Raw genomic sequence first — 12,589 nt, forward strand, 5'->3', positions numbered from 1 at the left:
TAATTTTGATATTCGTCTGGGGAATTTTTGCGGTTTATTTAAGATTCTATGTAAAAGTCGGCGTTACTAGACTCTCCATACGGATGAAGGGAGCAGAATTTAAAATCTTAATAAAAGCGCTGGAGAAGATGAAATGAAAATAACAATTGATTTTTGGGAGTTAGTTACAATTGGAATAGAGAGGATTTTTAAGGGAAGTGAATCAGAAGAAAAAATTATCGAATTACTAGGCGAACCAGAAATCTATACTCTCGAGAGAAAATCCTACCCAACATTTATGATTTATGGATGTTTAGAATTTCGTCTCCGAGAGAATAAATTAGAGACAGTTGTAATCACTTTTAATGAAGAAGAGTTAAATCTACCAAATAGAATGGTAATAGAAAATATACCTGAGAGGCAAATGCTAAAGACGGACTTTATCAGGAAGATATTAGTAGATAAAGGTGTAAAGTGGACTCTCGATAGTATTATGTCAGATGAATATCAAGAAAATTATATTTCGGAAAAAGGTGTTCGTTTTGTATTTGATTTAGTGGAATCGGGAGTATTATCTAAAATAGGAATTGAGTTAAACTACAAAGCAAAATAACAACTTTTAACCCCAAACGAGTAATCCAAACTCGTCTGGGGTTTCTTTTTTGCCCTTGTAGCCGCCTACGAAGGGGAGAAGTTATTGAGGCACTTTCTTTAAATAGAGTCTGTAAAATATTTTGTGTAAACTCTCAACCTCTAAACTACAATTAGGAGTAGAAAGGTTGGGAGATTTTTATGATGTCAAAAGAGCAGATCAAGCAGTGGATCAAAGAGAAAAACATGAAGTCAGTGGACGACGTACAGTCAGCGTTAAAGGATCTATTCGCAGACACAATCCAAGAAATGCTGGAAGCTGAAATCGAGTCCTCTCTTGGATACGCCAAGCATGACATGAAAAACAAGCGGACAACCAACAGCCGCAATGGGTATAGCAAGAAAACCGTCCGTTCTGAGTACGGGGATGTTGACATCCAAGTCCCTCGGGATCGAGAGGGTGATTTTGAACCAAACATTGTAAAGAAACATCAATCCAATGTTACAGGGATCGAAGATCAAATTCTTGCTCTCTATGCCAAAGGCGTATCCACACGCGATATCCAAGACCATCTGCAGCAGCTCTATGGCATCGAAGTCTCACCAACGCTCATATCAAATGTAACGAATAAGATTGTACCGATGATCAAAGAGTGGCAAAATCGCCCCTTGCAAGCGGTTTATGCTGTTGTTTTCCTTGACGCCATTCACTTTAAGGTAAAACAGGACGGAGCTATCGTCAATAAAGCCGCCTATATGGTCATTGGTATTGACCTTGACGGTCATAAAGATGTGCTTGGGATCTGGATTGGGGAGAATGAATCGGCAAAATTCTGGCTGCATGTCCTCAACGAACTGAAAAATCGTGGAGTCCAGGATATTCTCATTACAAGCGTCGATAATCTTCGTGGCTTTACAGAAGCCATCTCTGCATGTTATCCGAAGACGGAGATTCAGAAATGTGTTATCCATCAAATCCGAAATTCCATCAAGTATGTTTCCTATAAGGATCTCAAAAAGATCACGTCCGAGCTAAAACCTATCTATAAGGCTCCAACGGAGCAAGCCGCGTTGGAAGAACTCGATCAGTTTGAACAAACCTGGGGCAGTAGATATCCCTTGATGGTTCGTTCCTGGCGGAATAACTGGGACGAGATTGCCACTTTCTTTAAATATCCTCCAGAGATTCGAAAGCTGATTTATACAACTAACGTGATCGAGAGTTATCATCGACAGCTTCGAAAGGTGACAAAAGGAAAAGCCATGTTTCCCACAGATGATGCCCTTTTGAAGATGTTATATCTCGTAACCATGGATGTTCTACGAAAGTGGACGGGACGAGTTCAGAACTGGGGCCAGATTCTCTTACAGCTATCCGTTTTCTTTGAAGATCGGGTACAGCCGTACATCCGTTAACAAATGAAAGGCTTCATCCCCGAAGGGATTATCTTTCTCTCCACCAACGCGTCAAGGGTTCGCTTCGCCTTTCGCCCTTGACTCTATTGGTTTCGAAAAATGGCCCAATTAGGGGGATGAAACCTTTTCATATATTGGTTGATTGAGTTTGACAGACCCGAATTATTTAAAGGTCTCCCTTTAAAAATGGGATGAGAATGTAGATGTTAGGGCATTTGTGTAGTTCTAAAAAACAGTCTATGAGGAGTTAGTCCCTTATTTCTTCGGATCCAAACGGGGAAAGGGGAAATTAATTGATTATTACCCCAAACGAGTAATCCGCGCTCGTCTGGGGTTTTCTTTATTTGACCTCGCGAAAAAAAGAAAAGTGCTACAAGAGGTGAAGACAGTTTTTTAAATATTAGGTGTGAAGTATTGCACATCGCTCTTTTTTGTTACCCCTAATTGAAATTGATCAGTTGTTGATAAAATGAAGCGGAATTAATGGCATATCACATATACTACCACTTTGTTAATGTCCACATATGGAGGACGTAGCCAAAGAGTAAGCACAGAGAAAGCTTTTCTTTTGGGTACTCGTAGCACCGTGTTGAAATAGAGATCTCCCCCATTGAAATACCTCCATGCAAAATCGCTAGTGTGTTGAAAGCCCGTGTCCGAATCGCTATGATCAAGGAAAGGAGGAGATGCAATGCCCGCGGTGGAGGCGTGGATCGCCGAGAAGCCGAATTTCACGGCATCCGCTCGAAGTAGAGCCGTTTATAGCTCTTGTTTTCAAGGAGGTAAAACATGGATAAAATTTTACCGAAAGAAGCGGCGTTAAAGGTGAAACGGTTGCCTAAAGATACCATAGCGGCGGGTTATCGTCATACCGTCGTCCTTAAAGTGGACGGCACGGTGACGGCTGTGGGTGATAATAGATATGGCCAATGCGATGTAAGCGGCTGGTGCGACATGGTGGCGGTTGCGGCGGGTAATGCTCATACGGGCAATGCTCATACAATCAGGCTGAAAGCGGACGGTACGGTGGCGGCTGTGGGGTGGAATGAGCATGGCCAATGCAATGTAAGCGGCTGGCGCGATATTGTGGCGGTAGCGGCGGGTTGCGCTCATACGATCGGGCTTAAAACGGACGGCACGGTAGTTGCTGTGGGCAATAATCAATACGGTCAATGTGATGTAAGCGGTTGGCGTGACATCCGACTGCCCGGCAATTAGTTTTCTTTTACATATTGTCTGGTGGATTGCAGAATTGCATCTCGGTTATACACAACAACCGGGTATGGTTTTTGATCACTGCGGATAATTTCGGCCTTGCGTCTCGATAAGGCCCGTTTCACGGTCTCCCAACGAAACCAACCCAGACTCTGGTATAGCTGCAATCGATGATATAGGGGGAATGCCAGTCCATAACGGTGTACAGATACATCCAGCCGACCTTCATTGGATTTTCTTCTTTCGGAATTTTCAATACGGTTCAACATTTTTCCTCAATTGTAAAATTTCTTCTGCTGGTCGTCATACATCAAGAAACTCCTTTTTTGCTAACAAGCTTCTATGTAGCAGGATAAAGTGCCCCTGAGTCCGATCCAAGGGCACCTTTCCCGAAAACACCTGCACCTACAACCTAGGACTCACCAGAATCTTCACCTGATTTTTCTCTTTCAACAAAGCCTCAAAGCCTTGCTCCACGACATCATCCAGCTTGATTCGCTGGGTAACCAGCTTCTCGGCAGGGAAGAACCCTTTTTCCATCAAGCTGATGACGGCCGGGAATACATCGCGGTACCCGATGATGCCTGTCATGGTCCGCTCCTTCATGACGATGTGGTTCGGTTTGATAGGCGCTTCTCTTTCGAAAATGCTGACAATCATGATCTGTCCGCCGATTTTGGTCGACTCGATCGCCTGGGTGAGAACAGGAGGAACGCCGGTCACCTCGAAGGCGACGTCGGCTCCGCCGCCTGTCCGTTTGTGAATTTCTTGGACGACATCGCACTCTTTCGGATCGAGGACGATCGCGCCCAGCTCTGCTGCTTTGAGCTTGCGTTCCGGCGACAGCTCGACGGCGTAAATGTCCGAGGCCCCGGAAGCCTTCAGTGCTTCGATGACGAGCAAGCCGATCGGTCCGGTACCGAACACGACAGCCTTGTCTCCGACCTTCAACTGGCTGGAGCGGACAGCGTAAAGCGCGACAGCGGACGGTTCGACCAGAGCGCCTTGTTCATAAGAGACGCTGTCGGGAATTTTATGGACCATGTGCTCATCGACGGCTACGTATTCCGAAAACCCGCCGCCACCGCCGGCGAGGCCGAGGAAGCCCATTTTGTCGCAAAGGTTGTATTTGCCTTGCTTGCACGCCGGGCATGTCCCGCACGCGAAGACGGGCTCGACGACGACGCGGTCGCCTGCTTTGATGGAGGTGACACCTTCTCCGACCTCTACGACTTGTCCGGAAAATTCATGTCCCATTACAATAGGGGCTTTTTCGTTTGTCAGCGGGTGGGCGGTGCCTTCCGGGATGAAAATCGGGCCTGCCACATATTCGTGCAGGTCGCTTCCGCAAATGCCGCACCATTCCACTCTGATTTTGACTTTCCCTTTGAGCGCTTGAGGTTCCGTAATCGTTTCCAAACGCAAGTCTTTTACGCCATGCCAGCGCAACGCTTTCATATCTTCCATCTCCTTGTCAGTTCGGATCATAAAAATAGAGTCCAGCAAGAAAAATAGGAAACGTTTCCGAAAATTAATATGTCATAAGTTTGATACATTGTCAAAGTGCTTTTTGAATGAAAGTGTTGGAATAAAATACCTTCCTGAAAAGCTTGATCACGGATGCTTTTGCGTGCGTCGATCTTTTTTGCGGCAGCAGGGTCCGAGGCCCCGGTGTGCAGCCCGCCTCCCGTCAAAGCATCGCCTCCTATGATATAATAGAACGAGGCGACTGACGTTGGTTCGTATCGCAGAAAACGATTCCAATAAGGAAGGGACATCTCTCTTGGCCACAAAGAAAAAAGTAACGATTGAAGATGTAGCAAAGAAGGCAGGGGTAGGGATTGCCACCGTATCCCGGGCCATTAACAATAGCGGCGGGATCAGCCCGAAAACAAAGGCGCTGATCCTGCAAATAATCGAAGAAATGGGCTTTGTTCCGAATACGTCAGCGCAAAGCCTGAAGGTGCGGCAAACGAATCAAATTGCTTTGGCCGTGCCGGATATCCGCAATGCAATCATTCCTGATATCGCCTGGTCTGTGGAGCAGACTGCCAAGCAGCACGGTTACCGTGTCGTGCAGATCAATACCTCCGGGAACGCCCGGGCCGAGCTGGAGATCGTGCGCGAGGTGAAAAAGCTGCATGTGGACGGGCTGATTATCATGCCGCTGGCTTATCCCAAAACGCTGGTCGACTTGATCAATAAAACAACCGTACCTGTCTCGATCATCAACTACGGAAAAAAGCTCGATGACAATGTGAAAGCGGATGTTGTCGGTCTGGCCAGTCAGGAAGGCCGCCTGGTCATGGAGCATCTGATCAAAATCGGGCGGACCCGGATCGCTTACGCGGGTGCTCCCAAGAACAAAATCGAGGAGCGTTACTTTGCCTATGAACAGTCTTTGCCGCAGGTCGATCCTTCCCTCGTCTATTTCGGCGAGGACTTCTCGTTTGAAACAGGCGTGCGTGCGGCTGATTACTTTTACAGCCTGAAACATATGCCGGATGCGATCTATGCGGTAAACGACATGGTGGCGATCGGGATCGTGAACCGGTTCAAGGAGCTGGGAGTTCGCGTCCCGGAGGATGTGGCGGTCGTGGGCATCGACAACAACCTGTGGACGACGGTCACAAGCCCGCAAATCAGCTCGGTGTCGATCATGGGGGGCGAAGTGGCTCGCCTGGCAACCGAGCTTTTGCTGAAGCGGATTCGCGACAACGGGGCCGGGGAATATGAACGCGTGCAGTTCGAGCCTCGGCTGATCGTGAGGGAGTCGAGCGTGGCTGTCATTCGCCAGTCTCCTTCGATCTCGTAAACGAAGCGGCGGGGCTGTACTGTACTGTACTGCCTTCGCATGAGCAGGCATGTCTCTGGGACAACGGCGAAAAACGTGTTACGATTTGCAAGTAGCATCATCCTGACGCGCTTAGCTGTTTTGCTTTTCGCAATGGAATGGCATTCGCGCCTGCAAAAAGCAGGCTAAAAACATGGCGAAGTCAGGTCGAAGCAATGATGGCAGCCTGCCATGCACATGCAGAAGGCAGCCATTTCGGACCGATTCATCTCCTATCCTATTAAAAGCACAGGTGAACAATATGCATATCTTATCAGTAGAAAACCTTTCCAAAGGCTACGGCGAGAAGGTCCTGTTCGACGGGATTTCCTTTCACATCGCGGAAGGCCAGCGGATTGGCCTGATCGGCGTTAACGGTACAGGCAAATCCTCGCTCCTGAAAATAATCGCGGGACTCGACACGGCAGACAGCGGGAAAGTAATCCACGCCAATCACTTCCGCGTCGAGTACCTGCCGCAAAACCCGAGCTTTGCGGAAAACTCCAGCGTCCTCGAACAAGTATTTTACGGCGACTCGCCGCTGATGCAGCTGCTGCGCGAATATGAGCAGGCGCTGGGGGAGCTGCAGGCAGATCCTGCCGATGAACAGAAACAGGCCCGGATGCTCAGCCTGCAAGGCCGGATGGATACAGCGAACGCATGGGAGGCGAGCACGCTCGCAAAAACGATCCTGACGCAGCTCGGCATCCACGATTTTTCCCAGCAGGTCCAGGAGCTGTCCGGCGGGCAGCGCAAGCGGGTGGCGATGGCACGCGCGCTGATCCAGCCGGCGGACCTGCTCATCCTGGATGAGCCGACGAACCATATCGACAACGAAACGGTGGAGTGGCTGGAGGAATACCTTTCCCGCTACCAGGGAGCCCTTTTGCTTGTAACCCACGACCGCTACTTCCTGGACCGCGTCACGAACCGGATCTTTGAGCTTGACCGCGGCAAGCTTTACAGCTACGAGGGCAATTACGCGACCTTCTTGGAAAAAAAGGCGGAACGCGAAGAGAATGAAGCGGCTGCGGAGAGCAAACGGCAGAATCTGCTCAGACGGGAGCTGGCCTGGCTGCGCAGGGGGGCCAAGGCCCGCACGACCAAGCAGAAGGCTCGCGTCCAGCGGGCGGAAGAGCTGCGGGACAGACAGGTAGACGGACCGGCGGACAAGCTGGAAATGGCGTTGGGAGCGAGCCGCCTGGGGAAAAAGGTGCTGGAGATTGAGCACATTCGCAAAGGCTACGGCCCTAGGCAGCTCATCGACGATTTCAGCTACATCGTCCTGCCGCAAGACCGTGTCGGGATCATCGGTCCCAACGGCAGCGGAAAATCGACGCTGCTGAACATTCTGGCCGGCCGGCTTGCCCCTGATGCCGGAACGGTGGAAACGGGCCAGACCGTGAAGCTGGCCTATTACACGCAGGAAAACGTAGAGATGGATGAGAAGCTGCGGGTGATCGAGTACATCAAGGAAGCGGCGGAGGTCGTGCACACGAGTGACGGGGAAGTGATTACCGCTTCGCAAATGCTGGAGCGCTTTCTGTTTCCGCCGCATTTGCAGTGGACGCCGATCTCTCGCCTGTCCGGCGGGGAAAAGCGCCGCCTCTATCTGCTCCGCACGCTGATGGGAGAGCCCAACGTTCTCTTTTTGGACGAGCCGACGAACGATCTGGACATCCAGACGCTGAGCATTTTGGAAGACTATTTGGAGCAGTTCCCGGGGGCTGTCATTACCGTGTCCCACGACCGATATTTCCTCGACCGGACCGTGGACCATCTGTTTGCGTTTGAAGGCGAGGGGCGGATACGCCAGTTTACCGGAAACTACTCGGAGTACCTCGAGGTCCGGCGCAGAGAGCTGGAGCAGGAAGCTGCGGACAAGCGAAAAGCCGGGAAGGCGCAGGCGGAAGCCAAAGCGGCTGCAGCCGACGAGAAAAGCGCCTCCGGACGCGGAAACAACCGCACGCGCAAGCTCTCCTACAAGGACCAGAAGGAATGGGAGACAATCGAGGACAAGATCGCCGCGCTGGAGGCGAGAAGCGTGCAGCTCAAGCAGGAGATTGCCTCGGCAGGCAGCGATTACGGCAAAGTGGAGAAGCTGTACGCGGAAGAGCAGCAGGTTGCGGCAGACCTGGAGGCTGCGATCGAGCGCTGGGCCGAACTGTCCGCCTTGATCGAAGAGCTGGAACAAGGGAAATAACTGCCGATAACAGAAAAGAAACCCTTCCCGATTGCAGTATGGGAAGGGTTTTTGTCATATTTGGATAATTTTGATTCCGCTGATGATGATGAGAACCGAGATCGCATAGCGCAGGAAAACGGTGGGGACCTTGCAGGACAAGCGGCTTCCCAGCAAGACGCCGGGCACCGAGCCGAGCAGGAGCCAAAAGACAGTTGCCAAATGAACAGTGCCGAAGCTCATGTGCGCCAGACCAGCGGCCGTGGTCAGCAAAAAGGCATGGGCGATGTCGGTGCCGACTACTTCTTTGCCGGAGAGCTGAAAGAAATACATGAGTGCGATGGCAAAGAGCGAGCCGCTGCCGATGGACGTCAAGCCGACCAGAAAGCCGAGAAAAGCGCCGATGATGATGAGCGGGGTACGCTTTTCGCGCGTGCTCATGCTTTGCCATTTATTCCAGGAAGGACTTTTGCGGCTGAGCCAGCTTTTGGCCAGGATGGCCAGGGGGATCAGGATGAGGACAAAGCCGAGTATTTTTTTCAGGATGAGGTCTGCCCCTTGGACATGCTGGTGCACCCAGTTCATCAAATTCACGGCGATAATGCCGCTCGGGATGCTGCCGATCGCAAGGTAGAGCACGATGGGAAAGTGAACGGTTTTTTGCCGCCAATGCTGCCAGGTCCCGAAAATCTTGGTGATGGAGTTGTAGACCAGATCAGTTCCGACAGCGATGGCGGGCTGTATCCCCAGCAGGAGCAGGATCGGGGTCAATAGCGCGGCGCCCCCTACACCGGTCAGGCCGACCAGAAATCCCACCAGGAGGCCGACGACTGTCAAGTGAAAATCCATCAAGCAACCATCCTCTGTATTTCTAGTATGCATGCCTATCATCAGGATAAGCAGATGCCCGGATATCGTGCGCCTAAATTGGGCAGCGCCGCGCCTAATTCACTGTTTGATTGTTTGACAAATCACCCGTTTTCAACTACATATAATTCTATTATTATTAAGGATATCAAAATAATTGTGAAAAAGGGGAAGGCTATGGCGGAATATTTCACGGAACGTAAGGCTTTGCAAATGACTCTGCAGTCGCTTTTGGAACAGCGGGCTTTGCTGCGCCGACAATATGTGGATCAAGACAAACAGCTCGGGCTTGACATCAAGCAGATTTTGGCGCGAGTAAGAGAGCTTGACCAAGCGGAAGGCAATGAAGAACCGCTGCTGGCGGAAGAAGCAGAGAACGGAACCGTCGGCATGAACGTGGAAGTGATGGAACGGCTGAAAGGGCGAAAAACGCATACCCGTCATGACTATGAAACTGTAGCCAATCATGTAGAAACAATCTTGCGGGAGATGTCGGCATTAACGTTGAATGAGCTCTGTGATGAGTTGAAAAGACGGAGCGGAGTCGAATTTGCCAGCCCGTACATTGGCATTCACAAGACGATCAAGCATTTGCCGCAGGTCAAGGTTCAAAAGGACGGAAGAAAACTTGTTTTTTCTTTGGCGACATAGACGGGCAGCAAAAAAGAGGGCAGTTGTGCATTCCGGCACAAAAGCCCTCTTTTCCTTTATCAGGAAATAAACTTCCTCTATTAGGAAATAAAACACACTTGCAGCAAGATTAGCCTTGGAAGGCTTTCAGCATCCACACATGCTTTTCGAGACTGGTCTGGATGGACAGGAGCATGTCTGCGGTGCCCTCATCGCCGAGTTCCTCCACTTTCTTGATGCCGTCTTTTAATTCATCGATTACAGTGGTAAAATCCTCGATCAGTGTTTGAACCATTTCTTCAGCAGTCTCGCGGTCGCTTGCTTCTTCGATGCTGGCGTCTCGAATGCACTCTCCCAATGTGGCAACGGGTTTTCCGTTACGGGCCAGGATGCGCTCAGCGAGAGTATCGATGTGTTCGGAAGCTTCGTTGTACAGCTCTTCGAATTTGTCGTGCAGGGTAAAGAATGCAGGTCCTTTGACATTCCAGTGGTAGTTTTGCAGCTTCATGCGCAGGATCGTCCAGTTGGCTACTTGTTTATTTAGTACAGAATACAGGTTTTCCATTGTTCATCCGCTCCTTATTTATAATAATTATTATTTGATATCTATTATAATATAAAAAACAGTATTGTCAACCGCCTTTCTCCTTTCCGCACGAAAGTTCTCAAGAACAGGAAACGAAGAAAGGATTGAGCCAATCATCAAGCGAATGATTGCGCGTCATTCTTGAATATGAGAAGCCGATTTCTCATTTCACTATGCATTTCTGTATGAAAAGAAGGGAGATCGGGGGCATTTCTCTCTGTTTCGGCTGGCATTGTTCTTGCAACTTCTCCAAGGTGAAAAACCAAACCGGAAAGGATGAGGTGCATGGAACGCAAATCACGGAAAGAATCTCTTGAGCTTGCCAGTGAAATTCTTTCATTCATCGAAAGCGAGACACTGACAGTCGAACAGAAAAAGAAAATTGTAAGCGATTCGGTCGAGAACTTTACCAACCATGTGACCAAGGCTATACTTGCGCACCGCAAGTCTGTTTCGACCGACTATTCGGTCGTGGAGTGGGAAGATGAAGGAGCCATTTTCCGCGACACGATGGGGGATGAATACATTGATTGCCTGGGAGGCTACGGTGTATACCTGCTCGGCCACCGCCACCCGAAAGTGGTCAAGGCGGTAGAGGCCCAGTTGAAGCGCTACGCTCTGCACAGCCAAGAGATGGTGGACCCGCTGCGGGGCTATCTTTCCAAGCTGGTGGCGTACATTACACCAGGAGATTTGCAGCACTCCTACCTCGTAAACTGCGGTACCGAGGCAAACGAAATGGCCCTGAAGCTGGCGAGGCTGGCCACGGGGAAAAAATGCTTCATTTCAACGGAAAGAGGCTTCCACGGCAAGACGCTCTTTTCCCTTTCGGCGTCGGGGAAATCTACATTCCGCGAGCCGTACATGCCGCTCGTTCCCGGTTTTCAGCACGTTCCGTTCGGGGATGCGGACGCGGTGGAGCAGGCGATTCGCATGCTGATCGCTACTGGCGAAACGGTGGCTGGCGTGATCGTCGAACCGATCCAGGGAGAGGGCGGCGTGAATATTCCGCCGGATGACTACCTGCCGCGGCTGCGCCAAATCTGTGACAAATACGAGTGTCTGTTGATCGTTGACGAGGTGCAGACCGGCATGGGGCGGACCGGCACTCTGTTTGGCGTCGATCACTGGGATGTCGTACCGGATATCATGACACTGGGCAAAGCTTTCGGCGGTGGTGTCATGCCGATCGCTGCCATGGTCGCCAAGAAGAAATGGTGGGGAAAAATGGAGGAAAATCCGTTCCTGCTGGGCTCCTCCACCTTCGGCGGCAACCCGCTCTGCTGCGCGGGGGCTATCGCGGGCATTCACACGATTCTTGCCGACAACATCCCGCAGATGGCCAAGGAAAAGGGCGATTACATCATGCTGCGCCTGAACGAGATCAAGGAGCAGTACCCGGAGGTCATGGTCGACGTACGCGGACGGGGCCTGTTGATCGGGATGGAGTTCGCCACCAACAACCTTGGCTATACGCTGGCCAAAATGCTGTTCGGCAAGAAAATCCTCGTCGGCGGTACGATCAACAACGCGACGGTGATTCGCATCGAGCCGCCTGCAGTCATTTCGTACGAACAGATCGATTACGTGTTGGCTTGCATTGAAGAGGGGATCGCCCAGCTTTCCAAAGAAATGAAAGTGGCGCGGTAGTTTGGCAAAAAGGAAGGGAGCGGTTTATGGATGCTCCCTTCCTTTTTTCATTCGGTTGGCGGATCTTTATAGGCAGGAGAGCGGGGGCGTCGCAAGGAACTGTTAGAGCGGCAGACAATCGATAAAGATGCCAATAAAGAAGGAGCTGACCGTTATGGCGATGTCTCAATACTATAAAGATTTGAGAGAAGCGTTCGGGCCCGGCCTGATTTTCATGCCTTGCGTCGCTGCAATGATCCGCAATGAAAAAGATGAAATTCTGTTTGGACGCAAACATAACGAGGAGAATTGGGGCCTGATCGCCGGGGCGATCGAGATCGGAGAAACACCAGCGGAGGCCGTACGTAGAGAAGTGCTGGAGGAGACCGGTTTGGAGGTAAAGCCGGAGAGAATCATCGGAGTGTTTGGCGGGGAAAAGCACAGATTTACATACCCGAACGGACATCAGGTGGAATACTTGACGGTTGTTTTTGAGTGCGCGGTTGTCGGAGGCGCTCTTCACCCGGAAAACGACGAAATGTGCGAGCTCGGGTATTTTCAAGAAAACGGGATTCCTCCCCTCGCCAATTACTATCCGCGGGAGATCTTCCGAAAAGAAGAAGCAAAGCAAGCGATTTTCGAGTGAGGTTGACACACGGAA

General features: G+C 50.6%; 10 protein-coding genes and 1 pseudogene. 8 read left to right on the forward strand and 3 right to left on the reverse strand.

Annotated elements, in window-relative coordinates:
* The first annotated feature begins 133 nt into the window (after window positions 1-133).
* From NST37_RS05865 to NST37_RS05875, 3 genes and pseudogenes are all read left to right on the forward strand, one after another.
* Window positions 134-592 carry a hypothetical protein gene (locus NST37_RS05865; RefSeq protein ID WP_243014611.1) on the forward strand — a complete coding sequence of 153 codons (459 nt, stop codon included), beginning with the start codon at window positions 134-136 and terminating at the stop codon, window positions 590-592.
* Between the two features lie 179 nt (window positions 593-771).
* Window positions 772-1,986 carry an IS256 family transposase gene (locus NST37_RS05870; RefSeq protein WP_251247396.1) on the forward strand — a complete coding sequence of 405 codons (1,215 nt, stop codon included), beginning with the start codon at window positions 772-774 and terminating at the stop codon, window positions 1,984-1,986.
* Between the two features lie 789 nt (window positions 1,987-2,775).
* Window positions 2,776-3,186 (forward strand): annotated as a pseudogene (locus NST37_RS05875) (chromosome condensation regulator); the annotation flags it as partial.
* A 420-nt stretch (window positions 3,187-3,606) separates the two neighbouring features.
* Here the strand turns inward: NST37_RS05875 and NST37_RS05880 are convergent.
* Complete coding sequence (locus tag NST37_RS05880) at window positions 3,607-4,659, reverse strand: 2,3-butanediol dehydrogenase (protein ID WP_024983531.1); 1,053 nt, start codon at window positions 4,657-4,659, stop codon at window positions 3,607-3,609.
* A gap of 325 nt (window positions 4,660-4,984) precedes the next feature.
* On the opposite strand from NST37_RS05880, the gene NST37_RS05885 reads away from it, so the two are divergent.
* Together NST37_RS05885 and NST37_RS05890 are read left to right on the forward strand one after the other, a co-directional pair.
* The gene (locus tag NST37_RS05885) at window positions 4,985-6,016 is read left to right on the forward strand and encodes a LacI family DNA-binding transcriptional regulator (protein ID WP_031932156.1); all 1,032 of its coding nucleotides are present in this window, start codon (window positions 4,985-4,987) and stop codon (window positions 6,014-6,016) included.
* A gap of 280 nt (window positions 6,017-6,296) precedes the next feature.
* Entirely contained in the window at window positions 6,297-8,237 is a 1,941-nt protein-coding gene (locus NST37_RS05890) for an ABC-F family ATP-binding cassette domain-containing protein (protein WP_311067723.1), read from the forward strand.
* A gap of 54 nt (window positions 8,238-8,291) precedes the next feature.
* Here NST37_RS05890 and NST37_RS05895 read toward each other — a convergent pair whose 3' ends face one another.
* Entirely contained in the window at window positions 8,292-9,065 is a 774-nt protein-coding gene (locus tag NST37_RS05895) for a sulfite exporter TauE/SafE family protein (protein WP_003388205.1), read from the reverse strand.
* On the opposite strand from NST37_RS05895, the gene NST37_RS05900 reads away from it, so the two are divergent.
* Window positions 9,054-9,734, forward strand: coding sequence for a hypothetical protein (locus NST37_RS05900; RefSeq protein ID WP_227278045.1), 681 nt, complete (start codon window positions 9,054-9,056; stop codon window positions 9,732-9,734). The two genes, NST37_RS05895 and NST37_RS05900, sit on opposite strands and share 12 nt — an antisense overlap.
* 109 nt (window positions 9,735-9,843) lie before the next feature.
* Here the strand turns inward: NST37_RS05900 and NST37_RS05905 are convergent, their stop codons facing one another.
* Window positions 9,844-10,278 carry a DNA starvation/stationary phase protection protein gene (locus tag NST37_RS05905; RefSeq protein ID WP_003388203.1) on the reverse strand — a complete coding sequence of 145 codons (435 nt, stop codon included), beginning with the start codon at window positions 10,276-10,278 and terminating at the stop codon, window positions 9,844-9,846.
* 306 nt (window positions 10,279-10,584) lie between these two features.
* Here NST37_RS05905 and NST37_RS05910 point away from each other — a divergent pair, with 306 nt between their 5' ends.
* Window positions 10,585-11,949 (forward strand): putrescine aminotransferase, encoded by a 1,365-nt coding sequence (locus NST37_RS05910; RefSeq protein ID WP_024983527.1) that lies wholly within the window; start codon window positions 10,585-10,587, stop codon window positions 11,947-11,949.
* Window positions 11,950-12,103: 154 nt separating this feature from the next.
* Complete coding sequence (locus NST37_RS05915; protein ID WP_003388201.1) at window positions 12,104-12,574, forward strand: NUDIX domain-containing protein; 471 nt, start codon at window positions 12,104-12,106, stop codon at window positions 12,572-12,574.
* The last annotated feature ends 15 nt before the right edge of the window (window positions 12,575-12,589 follow it).

Source organism: Brevibacillus sp. FSL K6-6036, assembly GCF_037964015.1.
Classification (GTDB): Bacteria; Bacillota; Bacilli; order Brevibacillales; family Brevibacillaceae; genus Brevibacillus; species Brevibacillus borstelensis.